General features: G+C 61.9%; 21 protein-coding genes. 7 read left to right on the forward strand and 14 right to left on the reverse strand.

Going from position 1 to position 19,314, the window contains the following annotated elements; all coding sequences use genetic code 11:
- Positions 1-2 precede the first annotated feature (2 nt).
- Complete coding sequence (locus FJ964_RS22725; protein ID WP_140552471.1) at positions 3-875, reverse strand: phosphoribulokinase; 873 nt, start codon at positions 873-875, stop codon at positions 3-5.
- 8 nt (positions 876-883) lie between these two features.
- On the reverse strand, positions 884-1,930 hold the full coding sequence (locus FJ964_RS22730; protein WP_140552472.1) for a class 1 fructose-bisphosphatase: 1,047 nt from the start codon (positions 1,928-1,930) through the stop codon (positions 884-886).
- Between the two features lie 123 nt (positions 1,931-2,053).
- Here FJ964_RS22730 and FJ964_RS22735 point away from each other — a divergent pair, with 123 nt between their 5' ends.
- Positions 2,054-2,986, forward strand: a complete 933-nt coding sequence (locus FJ964_RS22735; RefSeq protein WP_140552473.1) for a LysR family transcriptional regulator — start codon at positions 2,054-2,056, stop codon at positions 2,984-2,986.
- A 94-nt stretch (positions 2,987-3,080) separates the two neighbouring features.
- Here the strand turns inward: FJ964_RS22735 and FJ964_RS22740 are convergent, their stop codons facing one another.
- The 6 genes from FJ964_RS22740 to FJ964_RS22765 all read right to left on the reverse strand — a co-directional run bounded on the left by FJ964_RS22740 (position 3,081) and on the right by FJ964_RS22765 (position 8,133).
- Positions 3,081-3,707 (reverse strand): hypothetical protein, encoded by a 627-nt coding sequence (locus FJ964_RS22740; protein ID WP_140552474.1) that lies wholly within the window; start codon positions 3,705-3,707, stop codon positions 3,081-3,083.
- Positions 3,707-4,567 (reverse strand): ABC transporter permease, encoded by an 861-nt coding sequence (locus FJ964_RS22745; protein WP_181167723.1) that lies wholly within the window; start codon positions 4,565-4,567, stop codon positions 3,707-3,709. Before FJ964_RS22745 ends, FJ964_RS22740 begins: the two co-directional genes overlap by 1 nt.
- Before the next feature lie 11 nt (positions 4,568-4,578).
- Positions 4,579-5,367, reverse strand: a complete 789-nt coding sequence (locus FJ964_RS22750) for an ATP-binding cassette domain-containing protein (RefSeq protein ID WP_140552475.1) — start codon at positions 5,365-5,367, stop codon at positions 4,579-4,581.
- Positions 5,368-5,437: 70 nt separating this feature from the next.
- Positions 5,438-5,881: a hypothetical protein gene (locus FJ964_RS22755; RefSeq protein ID WP_140552476.1), complete on the reverse strand. Its 444-nt coding sequence runs from the start codon at positions 5,879-5,881 to the stop codon at positions 5,438-5,440.
- 29 nt (positions 5,882-5,910) lie between these two features.
- Positions 5,911-6,882, reverse strand: a complete 972-nt coding sequence (locus FJ964_RS22760) for a YVTN family beta-propeller repeat protein (RefSeq protein WP_140552477.1) — start codon at positions 6,880-6,882, stop codon at positions 5,911-5,913.
- Positions 6,883-6,903: 21 nt separating this feature from the next.
- Positions 6,904-8,133 (reverse strand): ABC transporter substrate-binding protein, encoded by a 1,230-nt coding sequence (locus tag FJ964_RS22765; RefSeq protein ID WP_140552478.1) that lies wholly within the window; start codon positions 8,131-8,133, stop codon positions 6,904-6,906.
- 69 nt (positions 8,134-8,202) lie between these two features.
- On the opposite strand from FJ964_RS22765, the gene FJ964_RS22770 reads away from it, so the two are divergent.
- The 5 genes from FJ964_RS22770 to FJ964_RS22790 are packed head-to-tail and all read left to right on the forward strand — an operon-like array spanning position 8,203 to position 12,780.
- Positions 8,203-8,430, forward strand: a complete 228-nt coding sequence (locus FJ964_RS22770) for a hypothetical protein (protein WP_140552479.1) — start codon at positions 8,203-8,205, stop codon at positions 8,428-8,430.
- On the forward strand, positions 8,427-10,253 hold the full coding sequence (locus tag FJ964_RS31410; protein ID WP_140552480.1) for a (5-formylfuran-3-yl)methyl phosphate synthase: 1,827 nt from the start codon (positions 8,427-8,429) through the stop codon (positions 10,251-10,253). Before FJ964_RS22770 ends, FJ964_RS31410 begins: the two co-directional genes overlap by 4 nt.
- A 3-nt stretch (positions 10,254-10,256) precedes the next feature.
- On the forward strand, positions 10,257-10,808 hold the full coding sequence (locus FJ964_RS22780; RefSeq protein WP_140552481.1) for a flavoprotein: 552 nt from the start codon (positions 10,257-10,259) through the stop codon (positions 10,806-10,808).
- Positions 10,801-12,195 carry a DUF6513 domain-containing protein gene (locus tag FJ964_RS22785; protein WP_140552482.1) on the forward strand — a complete coding sequence of 465 codons (1,395 nt, stop codon included), beginning with the start codon at positions 10,801-10,803 and terminating at the stop codon, positions 12,193-12,195. Before FJ964_RS22780 ends, FJ964_RS22785 begins: the two co-directional genes overlap by 8 nt.
- Complete coding sequence (locus tag FJ964_RS22790) at positions 12,196-12,780, forward strand: DUF447 domain-containing protein (RefSeq protein ID WP_140552483.1); 585 nt, start codon at positions 12,196-12,198, stop codon at positions 12,778-12,780.
- A gap of 20 nt (positions 12,781-12,800) precedes the next feature.
- Here FJ964_RS22790 and FJ964_RS22795 read toward each other — a convergent pair whose 3' ends face one another.
- On the reverse strand, positions 12,801-13,847 hold the full coding sequence (locus FJ964_RS22795) for a hydantoinase/oxoprolinase family protein (RefSeq protein WP_140552484.1): 1,047 nt from the start codon (positions 13,845-13,847) through the stop codon (positions 12,801-12,803).
- 42 nt (positions 13,848-13,889) lie between these two features.
- Between FJ964_RS22795 and FJ964_RS22800 the strand changes: the two genes are divergently transcribed.
- Positions 13,890-14,588, forward strand: coding sequence for a HisA/HisF-related TIM barrel protein (locus FJ964_RS22800; RefSeq protein WP_224713382.1), 699 nt, complete (start codon positions 13,890-13,892; stop codon positions 14,586-14,588).
- A gap of 135 nt (positions 14,589-14,723) precedes the next feature.
- On the opposite strand, the gene fae is transcribed toward FJ964_RS22800, so the two are convergent.
- The 5 genes from fae to FJ964_RS22825 all read right to left on the reverse strand — a co-directional run bounded on the left by fae (position 14,724) and on the right by FJ964_RS22825 (position 19,269).
- Entirely contained in the window at positions 14,724-15,230 is a 507-nt protein-coding gene (fae, locus tag FJ964_RS22805; RefSeq protein WP_140552486.1) for a formaldehyde-activating enzyme, read from the reverse strand.
- 148 nt (positions 15,231-15,378) lie between these two features.
- Positions 15,379-16,239, reverse strand: coding sequence for a triphosphoribosyl-dephospho-CoA synthase (locus FJ964_RS22810; protein WP_140552487.1), 861 nt, complete (start codon positions 16,237-16,239; stop codon positions 15,379-15,381).
- Positions 16,240-16,253: 14 nt separating this feature from the next.
- Positions 16,254-17,201 carry a RimK family alpha-L-glutamate ligase gene (locus FJ964_RS22815; RefSeq protein ID WP_140552488.1) on the reverse strand — a complete coding sequence of 316 codons (948 nt, stop codon included), beginning with the start codon at positions 17,199-17,201 and terminating at the stop codon, positions 16,254-16,256.
- A gap of 53 nt (positions 17,202-17,254) precedes the next feature.
- A complete protein-coding gene (gene mch / locus FJ964_RS22820) occupies positions 17,255-18,211 on the reverse strand; it encodes a methenyltetrahydromethanopterin cyclohydrolase (RefSeq protein ID WP_140552489.1) in 957 nt (318 codons plus the stop codon).
- A complete protein-coding gene (locus FJ964_RS22825) occupies positions 18,208-19,269 on the reverse strand; it encodes an ATP-grasp domain-containing protein (RefSeq protein ID WP_224713385.1) in 1,062 nt (353 codons plus the stop codon). Before FJ964_RS22825 ends, mch begins: the two co-directional genes overlap by 4 nt.
- Positions 19,270-19,314: the final 45 nt, after the last annotated feature.

Below are 19,314 nucleotides of genomic sequence, written 5' to 3' on the forward strand. Positions count from 1 at the left end.
CCTCACGACACACGGCTCTTGCGTTCGATCAACTGCAGGATGAGCGGCGTCAGGATCAGCTGCATGGCAAGGTCGAGCTTGTTGCCTGGCACCACGATGGAATTTGGCCGCGACATGAACGAGTCGTGGATCATCGACAGCAGATAGGGAAAATCGATGCCGCGCGGATTGGCGAAGCGGATAACCAGCATCGATTCGTCGGGCGTCGGAATCCAGCGCGCGATGAAGGGGTTGGACGTATCGACAATCGGCACGCGCTGGAAATTGATGGCGGTCTGCGAGAATTGCGGGACAATGTAGCGGACATAGTCGGGCATCCGGCGCAGGATCACGTCCATCACCGCCTCAGTGGAATAGCCGCGTGTCGAACGGTCGCGATGGATCTTCTGGATCCATTCGAGGTTGATGACCGGCACCACGCCAATCTTGAGATCCGCATGTTTGGCCAAATTGATCGTGTCGGTGACGACACAGCCGTGCAGCCCCTCGTAGAAGAGCAGGTCGCTGGGAGCGAACTCGCGCCATTCGGTAAAGCTTCCCGGTGGCGTGCCGTACTGCTTTTCCTCTTCCTCGTCATGGATGTAGGTGCGGGTTCTTCCGGATCCCCGGCGGCCGTATTCCGCGAACACCTCTTCGAGAATCCCGAGTTCGTTGGCCGCGGCATTGAAGTGGGTGAAGTTCGGATTGCCGGCCTTCTCCTCCTCGGCCACCTTTGCCTTCATCGCGGCGCGGTCGTAGCGGTGGAATGCGTCGCCTTCGATGAACGCGGCCTCGATGTTCTCGCGCCGGAAGATCAGCTCGAAGATACGCTTGACCGAGGTGGTGCCGGCGCCCGACGAGCCGGTGATGGTGATGATGGGGTGCTTGGCTGACATGGTGCTGCTCAGGCTCTGAACAGGCCACGGCGGCTGAACAGCGGCGCACGCTCGCCGATGTTGCTCGGCTCGGTGTGGTAGCGGGTGATGCGCGCGACCTCCCGCGCCGACCCGAAGACCACCGGCACGCGCTGGTGCAGGCTGTCGGGTTCGATGTCCAGGATGCGGTTGATCGTATCCGTGGCCGCACCGGCAGCCTGTTCTATGAGATAGGCAATCGGGTTGGCCTCGTAGACCAGACGCAGCCGTCCCTGACCGTACCCCTTGCGCCGGTCTCCGGGGTAGAGAAACACGCCGCCACGCATCAATATGCGGTAGCAGTCGGCGACCAGGGAGGCGATCCAGCGCATGTTGAAATCCTTCTCTCGCGGTCCTTCGGTGCCCTCCAGGCAGTCGTCGACATAGAGCCGCACGGCCTCGTCCCAGTGCCGGTAGTTGGCGGCGTTGATGGCGAACTCCTGGGTGCGTTGCGGAATGATCCGGCTCTCGTAGGCCTGGACGAAGGTGCCGAGCCTGGCCGACAGGACGAAGATATGCGTACCGCTGCCGAGCGACAGGACGAGCGCCAGCTGCGGCCCATAGATGAAGAAACCGGCGCCTAGCTGATTCGCGCCTGCCTGCAGGAAAGAGGCGGCCGGATCGGCATCCGGCGCGCCATTTATGGGCAACAGCGAGAAGATCGTTCCGATCGACACATTGGTGTCGATGTTGGAAGAGCCGTCGAGCGGGTCGATGGCAATGGCGAGTGGTGCTTGCCTGTCGAGCAGGACCGGTTGCTCCAGCTCCTCGGAAGCGTAGAGCGCGACCGGAGCGTGGCGCATGGCGTCAAGGAAGATGTCGTCGGAGAAGACGTCGAGATCCTTCTGGACATCGCCGTCGGCGTTGGCGCCACGGGTCCCGGCAAAGGCGGCGCCGAGCACACCTTGATTGATGGTATTGCGGACCTTGCTGGCGGCCTGTGTCAGCTGACGGACCGTCGTTACGACCGCGGAGCGGAGTTCGTCCGGCTGGCCGAGATAGGAGTTCAGAAAAGCGTCGAGCGTTGCCGCTGGCATCGTAACCTCCCGATCCAGCCGCGTCTCCTCGGATCGGCTGGATCGGGGAATGAAAACAAACGACACTCGATAAGTAAAATTCAATAACTTTACGTTAGCACTAAAAATAATTTAGTATGAGGCATGAGAAACCTCACGCTCAAACATTTCAAGACCATCCAGGCCATCATCAAGAACGGAAAAATTGTGAGTGCGGCCAAGGCGTTAGGTCTGTCTCCTTCTGCGCTGACAATTCAGTTGCGGCAAATGGAGGAAGAATTCCAACTGGCTCTGTTCGACCGGACGTCGGACGGCATGCGTCCCACTGCCGCAGGTTTGGCGGTCGTTGAGGCGGCGCAGGCTATCGAGGAGCATCTCAGCCTGCTCGAAGACAAGATCGACGCCATCAAAGGCGTTCGTACAGGCAGCCTGAGGCTCGGCGTCGTTTCCACCGCCAAGTATTTCGCGCCGCGGCTGATGGCTGCGTTCATGAAGGAACATCCCGACATCGACATGCGGCTTGCCATCGGCAATCGTGCCCAGACGATCGACAACCTCAAGAATCACGACATCGACATCGCGCTGATGGGCCGCCCGGCGAAAGAGGTACCGGTACGTGCCTCGGTCTTCGGCGATCACCCGCTGGTCATCATCGCGCCGCCCGAACACCCGCTGGCGGCGGCGCGCGATATCTCCAAGGAGCGCATTGCCGAGGAGCATTTCCTTATTCGCGAGCCCGGCTCCGGAACCCGCATCTCGCTGGAAATATTCCTGAGCGACGTGCCTGGCCGCATCGACGAACTCGGTGTCGAGATGGGCTCGAACGAAACGATCAAGCAGGCGGTGATGGCTGGTCTGGGCATCGCCTTCATTTCTGCCCACACCATCGCCGCGGAAACGGAAGCTGGCCGGCTCGTCATCCTCGACGTGGTCGGCATGCCGATCCGCCGACAATGGTTCTCGGTGATACGAACCGATCACGCAATCTCGCCGGCCATGGCTACGTTCAACGATTTCCTGATGCGCAAGGGCGCGATGTATCTGCCCCTGTTCGGTAAGCTTTATCCCGATTCCTGAGCGGGTGCGCCGCAGGACGGCGCTCGGAGGGAGACGCCAGACGTGTCGATGACCTAGGGGACGTTAAATCCGTCGCGTGAGGTCGAGTGAAGGTCTATTTCTTCTGACCGAGCGTTTCCGAGACGGTCCTGGACAATTGATAGAGCCGCTGCTCGATTATCGTCGGCACGTCGCAGACATAGGTCAGCGACTGGACACGTTCGTTGAAAATGCGCGTCTCGAAATTCAACTGGTCGGTACGCCGTTCGACTTCGTCCGGATCGGCATCGGCTTTGGCACGCAGGGCGTCGACGTCGGATGCTTCCTTGCGCAATTCAGCCGCCATTTCGAGCTGCTTGTGGGCATAGCGGGAAATGCCGGAAATCACGTGCGAACGCTCCGCGTCCATGTGATCGAACATTCCCTGCACCAGCATCGCCATCTTTGGTGCGACCTGCTCCGCCGGCAGAGAAGCCGCGAAGTCCTTGATCTCCTTCTGGGCCTCGGCAATCGGCGTCCGTCGGGCCGCCACCGCCTCGACCAGCGCGGAGACGCCCGAATCCTTCGACCAATCCTTCGCCGCCGGGGGAAGCTCCGGCCCATTCCAGATCTGGCCGAGCGAGAGCTGCGGCACCTTGCGCTGCATGCAGGGCCAGTCGGGATCGGTGTTTGCCGCCCTGGCGTCCATCGGGACAAGCATGGCGACCAGAACCAGGGTGTGGACAAGTCTCATTCGCGCCATCAGCCGTTTCCTCCCGTGTCCTGCTTGCGGGTCATCAGGCCGCGCGAAGGATCATATGCAATGATGGCGCCGCCCAGAAACAAAAGCGTGCAACCGGCGACGACGCCCAGCGACAGCCAGTCGATCTGCCCGTAGAAGGCGAAGCGGATCAGTTCGACGGCATAGGTGAACGGATTGGCGAGGCAGATCTTGTAGAGCAGGGGGCTTGCCTCCTGGATACGCCACAAAGGATACAGCGCCGGAGACGCGAAATAGCCTGGAAAGATGACGAAGTTCATGATGCCGGCGAAGTTTTCGAGCTGCTTGATCATGGACGACAAAAGCATGCCGAGCGCGCAAAGCATCATGCCCGACAGAAACAGTGCCGGCAGCACGTAGAGATAGCCGAGCGGCGGCGCCCTGACGCCCCACAACCAGGCGACGATCAGGAATGCGTAGACTTGCACGATCGACACGGCCACGCCGGCCAACATCTTCGACACCAGCAGGAACCAGCGCGGAAACGGGCTGACCAGCAGGATGCGCATATTGCCCATCTCGCGGTCGTAGACCATCGACAGCGAAGACTGCATGCCGGAAAACAGCAGGATCATGCCGCACAGACCCGGAGTGATGTAGACCTCGTAGAGCACATAGGTCTTGTAAGGAGGGATGATCGACACGCCGAGCACCTGGCGGAAGCCGGCGGCGAAGATGAACAGCCAGACGAGCGGCCGCACCAGTGAGGAAATGAAGCGTTCGCGTTGGTGCAGGAAGCGCAGGCACTCGCGCAGGACGATGCCTTTCAGGCAAATGAGATAGTGGCGGAGGCCGAATGGTTCAGACCCTACCGGTTTGATGCCGACGACTTTTCCGGGCATCGCAGGCGCGCTCATGACGATGTCTCCGCCATGCCTGCCGCGTCGACGCGGCTGAGCTTCGAAAAGGCATCCCGAATGGAATTTCCTCCATTTGCCTGGACGACATCCGACACCTTGCCCCTGGCGACCAGGTCGCCTCGCCGCAGCACGACGACATGATCGGTATCGTCGACTTCATCGATCAGATGCGTGGCCCAAAGCACGCCGATACCATCGGTTTCGACGAGCTTGCGGATGGTGGCGAGGATGCCCGCGCGCGACTCGATGTCGAGGCCGACGGTCGCTTCGTCAAGCAGGAGCAGGGAAGGTCGGTGAAGCAGCGCCCGGGCGATCTCGATGCGCCGCATCTGACCGCCGGAGAGGCTGCGCGCCTTGTCATGCTGGCGGCCCTGCATGTCGACCGTGTCAAGCAGCGCGGCGATGCGCTGCCGGGCTTCGCGTCCGCCAATGCCATGCAGCGAGGCGTGGTAGGAGAGATTCTGGTAGACGCTGAGATCGAGGTCGAGCGTTCGCGCCTGGAACACGATGCCGACCCGTCTGAGCGCTTCGCCCGAAGCGCTGCGGATGTCGTGGCCAAAGATGCGGATCGACCCGTGACGCGTGTCATAGAGGTGGCTGATCAGGGAGAACAGCGTTGTCTTGCCAGCCCCGTTGAGGCCGAGCAGGACGGTGAACGTCGCCGGCAAGATCGAGAACGAAACCTCGTTGAGTGCCCGCTTCGGTCCATAGGAGTGGCTGACGGCACTGACATCGAGCGCCGCCGCCTCGTCTCCCGGTCCGCTTGTCCTCACATGCTGCATGCCCGGATCGCTCCTTCAGGACGCGTTGGCAGGACGCACTGCTATCTAGCGCGCCTGATTGCCTTTGGTCTCACTTGATCGTGATCTTGCCCTTCAGGCCCTTGTCGGCGAGGTCGGGAACCGACCAGGTATATTCGCCCGGGCGAACTGTGTGGAATTGCACCTGGATCGTTCCCGCGTCGTCGAATTCCAGCCAGGCCGGTCCGCCGTCCATATGCACCTCCAGATCGTCGATGACGATCTGGTCCATCCACACATTGCGGAACAGGTCCGTCACGAACTTGTATTCGAAACCGCCCTTGGAGGTGATCTTCCAGCGATAGCCTTGGCCGGCGATCAGTTCGAAATCCTTCTGATTGACGGCATAGGTGGAATCGGCCGAGCCGATAATCAATTCCGGCAGGTTCTTGCTGGCACGCGAGGGTTTTGGCGTTGTGTCATCCGCGCTTGCGCCGATCGGAGCAAGGACGAATCCGGTGAGCGCGGCGAAGATAAACCCATGGCGAAATTTCATGTCACGATCCTCCCCTAGATCAATGTCTGCTATTTGGGCGAAATGGCCACACCCCAAGGCTGCTGGCCCACGGTGAGCGATTGGACCGGCTCGTCGGTCGCCGTATCGATGAACGTGATGTCGTTGGAGTTGCCATTCGTGGTGATCAGCGTTTTCTGGTCGGGTGTGAAGGCCAGGTGCCAGACGCGTTGGCCGACGAGGATATATTTCTCGACCTCGTAGGTGTCGGTATTGACCACGGCGACATGGTTCGCCGGGCCGAGCGCGACATAGGCTTTCTTGCCGTCGCCGCTGATGGCGATGCCTACCGGCTGGATGGTCTCAGCCCGCAATCCCTGAATCGCGAACTGGATCTTCTTCACCACTTCGCGTTTGGCGTTATCGATGACGCTGACGGTGCCCCCGACCTCGGCGCTGACCCAGACCTGCGAGCCGTCCGGCTTGAATTCGGCAAAGCGCGGGCGCGTGTCGACCAGCACGTTATCGGTCACATCGTGGGTGCCAGTGTCGATGAAATGCGCCATGCTGGTGGTTTCCGAGGTGTTGACCATGGTCTTGCCATCAGGGCTGATACCCATGCCTTCCGGTTCCACGCCGACTGGAATCTCCGCCATGACCTGTTTGCTCTCGACGTCGATGGCGGTGACGAGGTTGTCGTCCTCATTGGCGACATAGAGCGTCTTGCCGTCAGGCGAGAGCACGAACAATTCGGGATCGGGGCCAGATGGCAACGTGCCGACGATCTGCAGCGTCGCGGTGTCGATGATTTCGACCGTGTCGTCGTCGCTGGCGCATAGATAAACGAATTTGCCGTCATGCGAGATGGTGATGCCGCGTGGCCTCTGGCCGACCTCGACGGTCTTCACCACTTGCATGGTGGCCGTGTCGACGACCGTCATCGTGTTGTCCTTCTCGTTGGAAACGTATGCCGTATAGGCCGATGCCGGGCTGGCCGTGAGGCCGGCCGCGAGAATGGCGAATGCACAAGCTCGTGTCTGCACGCAAATTCCTCCCCTTTGGCCCTACTTGAGAACGCATTTTGTTTCCGGCTGATCGATACCGAGCGTATCGAGTTCAGAGAATTGGTGGAGATAGCCCTCCTGCGGCGATGTCGAAACGACCGACTTGGTGTCACCAAGCAGGATCGGCTGGCGAAGCTGGAGGTTCCATTTGCGGAAGGTGAGCTTCTGTCCTTTGAAGGCGGCAACCGAGAAATCTCCCGACCGCATGTAGTCGCTGATCTTTTTCGCATCGTCGCCTTTGGTGCGCGTGGTGGCTTCGCCGACGGCACGCACTGCTGTCCACGCCGACATGTCCTTGGAAAGCATCCGCCGGCCCGCCGTCTTCAGGAAGCGGCTCTGCATCTGGATGCCGCCCCATTGCTCGCTGGCGGGATGCCACGACGATGCAACAAGCCCGGCCGTGCCGGCGACCAGCCGCGGCGTCCAGGTCCGGTAGGGCACGTAGGTGCCAAAAACCTGGCTTTCGTCGGCGACAAGCACAATGTCGTGCTCCGGCAGATCCTGCGTGAATACGGAAATCTGCTGCTGTATCTGCGTGGCGCCGGTATCGGTACGCCTGGCCGTGCCGGTGTCCTTGAATTCCTTCTCGGCGACGATCTGGCCACCAAAACGAGTTGCCGCGCGGCGCAACGCGTCGGCGTAGAGATGGTCCTGCTCGTGCGAGCCGTAGAGCAGCACCCAATTCGGCCATTTCTTCACCATGAGATACTGCGCCAGCGCATCGGCAAGCATGCTGCGCGTCGGCGCGATATGGAAGACATTGATGCGGCAGTCCTCCTCGCGCAGGCTGTCGTCGGGGGCGCCGATGTTGAAGATCAGCACGCCCTTGTCGCGGGCGATATCGGCGATCGACAGCAATTGTTTGGCCGAGAGATCCGCGACGACATAGTGGTCACCCTTGGCGATCAGGTCCTCGAATGCCTGGACCGCGTCGGCTTCGGGTTTGATCTCGGTCACGTCGAGGCTGAATTTCTGGTCGGTGAACTTTCCGGTCGTGTTGTTGTCACCGACTGCCACCTTGGCGCCGGCGACACCCTCGTCACGCGGCGGTAGGTCGAGCATGGAAAGCGTCAGTTGCGGCGCGTAGGCGCGCAAATAACCTATCTTGATTTCAGTGATTTTTTTTTCCGGCTTCGCCGCCGCTTCCTGGGCTATCGCGCCCGGAGCGTTGACGGTCAGGGAAAAAAAGCACAAAAAGGCGGCGAGAGTGCCCGGCACCGCGCTCGTCATCGATAGTAATTACCCATTCTTGCGCTGAGGTCCGACGGTTGTCGGGACCCGCGCCAAGTCAAGGTGCCCATGGTCAACTTAGCCGACCCGCGAAATTTATCAAACCCTATCGGACGACTTTTCGCGTCTGCCCTGGCTAGATGTCTTTTTGACAAATATGCCATGGCGGCTGAAAAGATTGCCATCTTCGATTTCCAGGTCGTTCGCAGCTATGTCATCCGCGACGTGCGTGAGAATCGCGCGGACCAGGAACAAAAAAGAATCTCGGCCTCCAAACTGGAGAAACTGTTCAAATGACCAGAATGCTGGCCAGCGTCACCGGTATCGAAGAGGCGGAGATCGTTCTTTCGGGCGGCGTCGACATCGTCGATCTGAAGGACCCGAAGGCGGGAGCGCTGGGCGCGGTATCCACCGAAACCATCCGCCGAACGATTTCCTTCATCGCGGGTCGGGCTCCGGTCAGCGCGGTCTGCGGCGACCTGCCGATGGAACCCGAAACGATCCGCGCCAAGGCTGAAGAGATCGCGGCGACCGGCGTGGATTATGTCAAGATCGGGTTTTTCCCATCGGCTGACATCTCCGCCTGCGCGGAGGCGCTGGAACCACTCGCCGCGCGAACGAAGCTGATCGCTGTGCTCTTTGCCGATCTGGCGCCGGATTTCGAGCTCCTGCCGGTGTTCGGCAGGCACCGCTTCCATGGCGTGATGGTCGATACCGCGCAAAAGGGCAACGGCCGGCTGCTGGACCATTTGCCACCGGAGCGCATTCCGGGATTCGTCGATCGAGCGAAGTCGCTCGGTCTGATGGTTGGCCTGAGCGGATCGCTCGAAGCCCCGGATATTCCACGCCTATTGCCTTTCGCTCCCGATTTCCTCGGCTTTCGCGGAGCGCTGTGTGGCCATGCCGACCGCGCGGGTTCAATCAGCGCCGAGGCGGTCTCGCAGATTCGCGAATTGGTCCCGGCAGAGCCTGGGACAGGCGGTAAATCGAGCATCGACTATCGCCTGTTGGCAGCGAGAGGCTATTCGCCGGGCACTGATCCGACACTGGGCACGGACAGGATTTTCGTGCGGGATTTTGTTCTGCCGGTCCAGATCGGTGCGTACAGCTTCGAGCATGGTCATACTCAAAAGGTGCGCTTTGATGTGATCGCCGACGTGCTGCAAGTCACCGACCATCCCGAGGACATGCGCCATGTGTTCTCCTACGACATCATCATGGATGGCATTCGCACCATCGTCGCGAGGGGACACATTCAGCTCAGCGAGGCTTTGGCCGAGCAAGTGGCGGCGTACGTTCTGGAGAACCAGCGCGTCGTGCGCGTCACGGTAAGGGTGGAAAAACTCGAGCTCGGGCCTGGCGGTGTCGGCGTCGAGATCGAACGCAAGCGCCAAGCGGCAGGACGCGGTGTCGCCTCCGGCTCTGCGGGCAGAAAAGACCGAGGCAGTGTTTCCCGGTCGCGCCAGCAAGGCTCCGACGTCCTCGGGCGGGCCGTCGTCAAGCTTGGCGGCAGCACTGCCCATGCGGCGGAAATGACGAGCTGGATCGCGGCGCTGGCGGGTTCCAGGTTGCCGATCGTCATCGTGCCCGGCGGCGGCCTGTTTGCCGACCAGGTGCGCGAGACGCAGACCCGCCTGGATTTTTCCGACACCGCCGCACATGCCATGGCGATCCTCGCCATGGAGCAGTTCGGCCAAGTCATCCTCGATCGGGACGAAAGACTGACGCCGGCACGGTCGCTGGAGGAGATTGTCCGAGCATTGGACGAGGGCAAGGTTCCGGTGTGGCTGCCGTCGTCACTTGCGCTGCCGGCACCGGACGTTCCGGCCTCTTGGGACATTACCTCCGATTCCCTGGCGGCGTGGCTTGCCGGGAAACTTGGCGCGAACGCTCTGTTGCTTATCAAGCAGACCGATGCATTCTTCGACAACGATACCCCTGACAGCCTGAAGGCCAGGGGCATTGTCGACCCAGGCTTTGCCGCCATGCTGCCCGACGGCATCGATTTCCGTCTCGCCGGTCCGAAGGATGCCGCCGAGGCGGGCGCGCTACTCGCATCGGGCAAGCTGCCCGGCATCGGGATCGTGGCTTCGACCCGCTCGGCAAAGAAGGCAGGCTAGCCGATGGTGAAGCTGCACGTGCCGCGTTGGGCGTGGGTTTTGACGGGCTCCGGGCATTTTTTCACGGAGAGCTTCGCACTTGTTCGCCAACTCGAACATAGCGATGTCTTCGTGTCGAAAGCCGCCAATGAAGTGCTGCGCATGTACAAGCTCAAACTCGATTTTCCGGAGACGACGCGCGTGCTGCACGACAAGACGGCGAGCGCCATTCCCGTCGGCGAATTTTACCACGGCGTCTACCACACGGTCGTGGTGGCGCCTGCCTCGTCCAACACGGTTGCCAAATGCGTCTGGGGTATTTCCGACACGCTTGCCACCAACGTCTTTGCGCAAGCCGGAAAGTGCCGCGTGCCGATCATCGTCTTTGCCTGCGACACCGCGCCCGAACTCGAAACCATGGCACCGCATGGCCTGGTCAAAGTCTATCCGCGCAGGATCGACCTGGAAAACACGGAGCGGCTGAAGGGGTTCGAACGAACCCGGGTCGTCGAGTCGCTCGCGGACCTCAACGCGGCGGTTCAGCAACGCCGGGCCGAACTGTCCGGCCATGGCTGAGCGGCTGGTCTTCCTCACCGGACATCTGGCCAGGGCACGGCTGGAAAAGCTGCTATCGGGTCTGGGCGAGACGGAGTTTTCGTGGGAGGTGGTCGACATAGGTGTCAAGGTCGCCGCACTGATGACCGAAGACATCATAAAGCGGCGTCTCATCGCACCCGACGCCGTTGACCGCTTTATCCTGCCAGGGCGCTATCGCGGCGATATCGAGCAATTGTCGAACCATTTCGGCGTGCCCTTTGCGCGCGGTCCTGACGAGATCGCGGACCTGCCGGCCTTTCTCGGCCGTGTCGGCGAGCCGCCGGATCTTACGCGTCACGATATGCGCATCTTCGCCGAGATCGTCGACGCGCCAATGCTGTCGATCGAAGCGCTCATGCTGCGGGCGGGGACGCTAGCTGCGGCCGGCGCCGATGTCATCGATCTTGGCTGCCTGCCTGAAACGCCATTTCCGTTGCTGTCGGAGGCCGTGCGCGAGCTCAAGGCACAGGGATTTCAGGTCAGCGTCGATTCGGCCAGCGCGGACGAACTGTCGATCGGTGCGCGCGCCGGCGCGGACTATCTTCTCAGCCTCGACGAGAACACGCTGCCATTAATCTTCGGCCATGGGGCTACGGCGGTGTTGATCCCGTCCGCCCCCGGCGATCTGGATTCGCTTGGTCGCGCTATCGATGCGGCGCGAAGCGCTGGCATTCCCTTTATCGCGGACCCCGTGTTGGATCCGATCCACTTCGGCTTTTCCCAATCGATCGGCCGCTTCATCGAGGCGCGGCGCCGCTGGCCGGAGGCCGAATTGCTGATGGGCACCGGCAATCTCACCGAACTTACCGATGCCGACAGTTCCGGCGTTACGGCCGTTCTGACGGGGCTCTGCTCGGAACTCGGGATTCGAAACGTGCTAGCCGTGCATGTCAGCCCACACACGGTGCGGACGATCGAGGAGCACGATATTGCCCGCCGCATCATGTTTGCCGCCCGCAATGACGGTGCGCTGCCGCGCAGCTATCACCCAGGCTTGCTGCAGATCCACGATCGCAAGCCTTTCACGGCCTCGACCGATGATATCGCTGCGTTGGCGGCCGAGGTGCGCGACGCCAACTTCCGTATTGCTGCAGCGGAGGACGGCATCCATATTTTCAATGGAAAAACGCACGCGGTTGCTAAGGATGCCTTCGAATTCTTCGCCGGGCTTGGCGTGGAGAGCGACGGTGCGCATGCTTTTTATCTGGGCGCGGAACTGACGAAAGCCGAGATCGCGTGGCGCCTCGGCAAGCGCTATGTTCAGGACGAGCCGCTCACATGGGGCGTCGCCGCACCGGCTCCCGAAACCGACCGTACCCGTCTTGCCGAACCGGGCGAGACGCTTCGCGCGAAGAGGGAGGGCTAGGTGCCTTACATTCGCGAGACAATCATCACCACTGTCGACAAGACAGGAAAGGTCCATATCGCGCCGATCGGCATAATCTCCGAAAAAGACGGCTGGGTCATCGCACCGTTTCGTCCGTCGGTTACGCTCGATAATCTGGCAGCGGTGCCGTTCGCCATCGCCAACTACACCGACGACGTGCGCGTCTTCGCTGGATGCCTGACCGGGCGCAAGGATTGGCCAACCGTTCCCCTTGAAGATTTTCTGGTTCCCCGGTTGGCGACTGCGCTGGCGCATTCGGTTCTCGAAGTCGAGAGCGTTGACGATGATGGCGTGCGCCCTCGCCATTTCTGCCGCGTGGTTCGAGAAGAAACGCATGCGCCCTTCACCGGCCTGAACCGTGCCAAGGCGGCTGTTCTGGAACTGGCCATCCTGGTCAGCCGGCTTGGCATGCTACCCCGCGACAAGATCGAGGCCGAGATCGGGTATCTTTCGATCTCTATCGAAAAGACAGCCGGCGCCGACGAACGGGAAGCCTGGGGTTGGCTGATGCAGCGTGTCAGCGATCACCTGGCCGTCAAAGGGTCCAGCAGCAAGGACGCATGAGCGTGACGACGCGAGCGCCGCTACGCTGCTTGTGATCGATATCCGGCCAGCAGCGCCACCGCCGATGCTGGTGCGGCGCGGCTGGCCTCGCCGCGAACAGCGTCATGGGCAGGGACGATGTCGGCGAAATCGACAAAGCGACGTTCCATGCGCTCGGCCAGCCGCCTGATCTGCCAGCGTCCCGTTCCGGCGCCGATGATCGGAACGTCTTGAGCAAGACCCCAGGCAACCAGGGATGCTGCGTCGTGGATTTTCCGCAATTGCTGCTCGCTGAACCAGCGTGCGACTTCACCCCATTCCGGCGGCGAAAGTTCTGCGGCGTCGCGCCCGACCATGCGCGCCAGTCGCGCGATTGAGCCGTGGACGGTCTTTTCCTTGCCGTCGGCGGAAGGGTGCATGTCGTCCTCCTCATCGAGCACGCCCAGAATCCGGTGCGCGTCGGCGATCGAGGCGAAATACTCGTTCATCAATGGCGTCAGTCTTCGATGGACAGGAGCAGACGAGGCTACGCCGAACAGGAATGTCCTGGTAAATCCCGTATAGACCAGTTCGCCAGTCAGAAGCCGTCCGGCATCGGTGTAGCCCTCATTGACGACGGCGCCATTCTTGATTGCGATAATGTCGGTGGTGGTGGAGCCCATATCGACGAACAGGGCATCGCCGGCCAGTTTTGCCACCAACGAGGCTGTCGCGTGCCAGTTGGCGGAGGCGACATCGGTGCTCAGCCGCGCTGCCTGCTCGACCTCGACAAAGCCGGATGATCCGGCATAGATCAGCTTTTCGCCTGTGGGAAAACGGTTGGAAATCTGACCCAGCAGAGTCGTCACGCCGATATCGCGGGATGCAAAGATGTCCGACAGTTCGCCCGTCATGGTGAACGCGTTGAGATCGGCTTCCGCATAGAGCGGGGCTGTTTCGTCGAGGGCCGAGGTCAGGCTGTGCAACCCTTGCCAAAGCGGCGTGGCGAGCGTTACCGCGCCGACGATGCGGCCGCCTTGCGCGCGCGTCACCTTCAGATGCGCGCCGCCAATGTCGAAGCCCGCAATGATGCTCTTTCTTTTTTCCACACTTCAAGCTTTCATGACAGCAGTTGGTTGGCGAGAAAAGCGTTGCGCATCATTCCGGTTCTCGACTTGAAAGGCGGCGAGGTGGTTCGCGCCCAGCAAGGAAAACGCGATCGCTACCGGCCGATCGTTACGCCGCTCAGCCGAAGTTCCGATGTCCTCGCCGTCGCCGAAGGGTTGCGCACGCTTTATCCCTTTTCGACCTTCTACATCGCCGATCTGGACGCCATCGAAGGCGGTACTCCAAACAGTGACGCACTTGCCCGGCTGAGGGCGATGACGCAGCCGCCCGAGCTTTGGGTCGATGCCGGCGCAGCAGACGGGAAAACGCTCTTGGCGGCGCTTGCTCAACGTTCCGTGTACCCCGTCCTGGGTTCCGAATCGCAGCAGGACGATATGCTGCTCCGGCATTTTCGCGATCATCCCGATCTCATCCTGTCCCTTGATTTCTTCGGTGATGATTTTTGCGGACCGCGTTCTCTTCTCGATGAGCCCGAGCTTTGGCCGCAAAAGGTGATCGTGATGACGCTGGCCAAAGTCGGTGCGGCCGCCGGCCCGGACTTCAGGCGGCTGGAGGAAGTCAAGGCCAAAGCAGGAGATCGCGCGGTCATCGCGGCCGGCGGCGTCCGCGATGACAACGATATCCACGCGTTGTCAGCGATGGGTATCGCCGCAGCGCTGGTCGCAACCTCACTGCACAACGCCACGCTCACACCCGGTCACCTGGCGTCGCTCGGCGCCTGATCATAGTTGCTCCTCACTCCCGAAAGGCGGGCGCCCTTCGGGAGTGTCGCTTCAAAAGCCCAGAACCTTTTTCAGCCGGCGCAACAGACCATCCGTTTCGGAAGATGGCTTTTCCTGTGCGGGGCTGTCTCTTGTCTAGGCCGCGAACGGATGCTTGACCTTGTCGCGCTGAGCGGTGGCTTCGGCGGCGGTCGGGGTTCCTGCGATAGCGCGCTGGATGGCCTCCTTCGTCGCCTCGTAGTTGTATTTCTGGATCTTGGCGTCGTCGGCCGCGTCCCAATGGATGAATACGCCGACGCAGATGAACACGTCGTCCGCTTCGTTGGCCGGAATGGTCCCGTCCGCGACGCTGTCCTGCACGGCCTTTGCAACGGCGTGCTGCGCCGGCCCGAACATCTGGACAGCCTGCTTGGCGCCCTTGATCGTAACCTTGTTGAACATCACCGTATTGGGCTTGCATTGAAGATTAGGCGCGATCACCGCCAAAAGCGAGGTAAAACCGTCCTTGTTGTTGGTGAGCGCGTTGCAAAATGCCGTTTCGACCGCACTCCCTCGCGGGCCGATGAGCAGGTCGACATGCGCGACTTCGTTGCCGTCCCCTACCAGCGATTCACCGACCATTACCTTCGAGATTTTTGCCATGCCAATTTCCTCCAAGACACAATTATGATGTCCACGGACGCTGCAACCGAGCAGGCGCTCGATGGACAGCTATCCTTGTTGGCAGCGCCCGGATTGCCCGGGCCGGTTGGCTAGATAGCCGCGGAAGCACAGCTCCCGCTTTTGGAAGTCAAGCACCAACGCCGCGATTATGCAAGCGAGCGCCCAGGGTGTGGACTAAAAGAGTAGCCACGGTCAGATCGGCCGAGGTGCCCGGGTTGACTTTGACCGCCTTCAGCCGGCGGTCGAACTCCATGAGCAGGCGAATGCGTGACGGCTCGTCGCCGTTGGCATGGAGCGCCGCCTGAACGGCAAGAGCGTCTTGTCGCACCTGATTTGCGACTTCAATTCCGTGATTGCGAACCACGTGACTGTCGGGGAAGCCTGCGACAAACGCCATATAGGCGAACACGGTCGGCCACATGCCGCTTTCTCCGCGCGCTAGCGCCCCTACCAGCGCCGCCAGCCCGACCCCGAACACGTCGCCGAAACAGGTGTCATACTGGCGTGCGATCATATCGCGGTCGGCAGCCTCCCGCATTGCTTCCAGGAGATGAACCTTCGGCTCCTGCCGCACATCATTGGCGGCGTCTCCCAGGCCGCCTGGCGCTGCCATGGCGATCGCCTCGAACACTGCCCTGGTATCGTCCATGCTCAACGCGCGCAGCAGCGAGTCGAGATTATCCTGCAAGCTGCCACTCCTCATTTCGGCGGCGCATATCAGAGGCCCCGCCAGGAGGATGATACCGAGATTTGTATTGGTCGCTACCGCCAGACGTGTCGCACGCACCGCCTCCAGCATGCGCTGCCCGGCCGAGAGGCGAGGATCGGTCAGCGGCTCGGACGAAACCTCGGCACTTATCATGAACTGAGCGGCGGACATGCCGTGTCCGTCGGCGAACAGGTGGACATTGCCCGGCTTCAGAGCTTCGATCTCCATCCTGCAGGCATCCTTGTAGCTAGCCCGGAGGCGTTCACGCGATAACGTCATCCTCCGCCGCTCCGTTACGAATTCGCCGGCGCGGTGAACCGGAAGGGGCGCGGCGCGGCGGTGGCTTCGGTGCGGTCGGCCAGGAATTTCAGCAGGGCATCGGCGATCGCTTCGGCGATGTTCACAGCGACCACCGATTGCAGCCCTGACCAGGCGGGCATGCTGTTCACCTCGAGCACGAACAAGCTGCCATCGTCGGCTCGCACAATGTCCACGCCAGCAAAATCCGCGCCGACGGCGGCCGACGCGGCGACAGCCAGCGCTGCCAGCTCAGCCTCGCCATGTCCCGAAACCGGCTCCGGCACGCCACCCCGGTTGACGTTCGTGATCCAGTCGTCGCTGCTGCGGCTCATCATCGCGACGGTTTCGCCGGCGCAGATAAAAACGCGAAAATCCCGGAAAGGCGGGCCGGCGCGCGACACATAATGCTGGAGATAGTAGACGCTGTTCACCTCGTCTGCGGCGGGAAGGTCGGAGAGCGTACGGATCAGCCTTATCCCGCGGCCTTGCGCCCCGAACAAGGGTTTCAGAACCAGCGGTCCCTCCGGAAGCTCCCGCGCCGCGATCTCCTTGGCGGCGGCAAGGCCTTCGACGGCGAACGTCGGCGGCGTTGGCAGGCCGGCATTTTTCAAGAGGAACGTCGTCATCGACTTGTCGACGCAGCGTTCGACCGCCTGCGCCGAATTCCACACGGGAACCGACAGCCGGCTCAGCGCGTGCAGCACCCCGAGGCGCCGGGTGATCGCCTCGAACGATCCGGCGGCGATCGAACGGACGAGCACGGCGTCGGGCAGCGCGCCGCCGAAACCGGGGATCGAAAGTCCGCTCGGGCTACCGGTGTCGAACGCGATTGCCGCCAGCGGCGCGGTAGCAACAATAGCGCCCCGTCGACTAAGCCTTGCCGCGAGGCCTCTGGAGCCGGTGTCCGAACTGTCACTGACGATCAGGATGCGAGGGATCATGTGGCTCCTCGGACATGGCGGATGACGGACGGTTCCCTTTGTGCCGCCATGCTCTAACCGAGGCTCCGTTCGAGCATCTTCGGATCACGCCGGCCAGCGCGAAACGTATCGCCGGTTTCGATCGCCGTCACGATCACTTCGGCCGGGCTGAACAGCAGCGGATCGATGGCATAGAAATCCCCCTTGAACCGCTTGAAGATCTCGGCAAACGGTTGACCGTAGTCCCGTGAGGCGCGGCTCGGAAGTTTCTCCGCGAGGTTGCTGGCCTCTTTTGCCGACCCTTTTACGAAGAGCTGGACGCTGCCGCCATAGATGATGGCATCGTTCGTTCTGCCCATGGCGGTCAGGAAATCCGGGTGGGGGGCGGGGATTGGCGCCGCTCCGATGCCGTCGACAACGTTCTCCAGCGGAAATTTGAGATCGTTGGCCTTGTGCAGGGCAACCTCGAGCGCGCGCGCAACGATCTGCAGGCTGCCGGCAAGGCTTTGCGTCGGCGCGTAGAGGAAGGTGAGCTTGTCGGTTGCCAATCCGGTTGCCTTGCTCACTTTCTCGACGATTGCTGGGGGAGGCGGTTTGGCAGTCTCCAGGATAAGCACGGCGGACGATGCGGTGTCTCGATAGGAAAGCGCGTCGAACAGTGGTTCGACGCGGGCGAGTGCCCGCGCAGGTCCCGATCCCATGGCGAAATAGTCCTGGGCAGACAGGTTCCAGCCCGCATATTGACTGCCTAGGCAGGCCAGTACGGGCTGCGACGAGCGCACCTCGACCGTGAACGGCCATTTCCGCTCCGTGCGGTCCATGAACACTGAAACGCTGCCGAGACCACCCATCGCCGCCTCTGCCATGCGCAGCCCGGCCTCGACGCTGCCGGGCGCCTTGGCGCCGACATCGATAAGGAGCTCGCCCAAGGTTCCCTTGGAAGCGGCGATCCGCAGCCGTTCGGCATCGCTGATCATGCCGTCGGCGATGCGCTGTGCATTGTCGTTCAGGAATGCCGAACCGTTCTTCATGTCCGGTCTCCTTCCCATTGGAGTTGCAACCGGCGGGCTTGCCCCTTGATGAGCCGCCGGGTCAAACCGGCGTTCGGACCGCGCGCGAAGACGGTACAGACGGGGTCGCCGGCAATCAGACGGGTGCCGGGTGACTGGTGGTCCGCAGTCCATTCGGGCCACACAATCGACGGAAACCGGGCGATTGGGGTCGCGGCGTAGGTCACCATTGAAGCCATCGAATCGACGAAGCGTGGCAAACGGTAGGTTCCTCCGGCCGCAGCTCGCAGATGTGCTTCGATCAGCGGCGCCTCGTCCTCGTCAAAAATGTCCAGCGTGGCGCCTGGCCGCGGATTGATCTCGATGAGCTTGTAGCCGTCCGATCCGCGAATGAGATCGGCGCTGCACAATCCAACCAGGCCGGCGCGGCGCGTCAGGGCTGAAAGCCAGCCGCCGATGAGCGCCGCCTGCCTGCGGTCGAAGCGTCTCAACCGCACGGCCCCGCCATAGCGATAGGGTGCCGCGGAGACGGGGGAAGTCCATTGTTGGCTGAAGCCGACGATGCGCGCGGCCTGGCCGTCGCCGACGAAGAGGGCCGAGACGCTGCGTCCGGCGATGAAACGTTGGAAATAGCGGCCGGTGGTCTGGCTTTCTCCGGCCGCCCGTCTGATATGCCCACCCCCGGCGCCGCCCACGGTCTTGGCCACCCAGCTGTCTGGCTCAGGCGGCCGATCCCACCGGAATTCCGGATGTGGGATGCCGAGTTCGGCACAATCCGCGGCCAGCAATTGCGGATCCTTGATCCTGCTGATCGCCGCGCCGCGATTGCCGGCAAGCGGAAAATGGCGAGCGACGGCGTCGACAGTCTCCGTCATCCGCTCAAAACCCGAGCCCAGGACGACGGCGACCGGCTGGTCTTCGCCGGCCAGGTCCCGAAGCGTCTCGATGATGCGCTCGCCGTCGATGCCGTCCTGTAGGTTGCCCGGCAGCTTGGTCGTTCGTTCTGCCAGCGCAACCGTATCGGTGTCGCAGAAGAAATCAGCGACCAACGGACGATAGCCCGCACGCCGCGCAGCCATGGCCAATGCCCGGCCTGAAATCGCCGCGATCAGCAGAGATCTGGC

This window comes from Mesorhizobium sp. B2-3-2 (assembly GCF_006442295.1).
Lineage (GTDB): Bacteria > Pseudomonadota > Alphaproteobacteria > Rhizobiales > Rhizobiaceae > Mesorhizobium.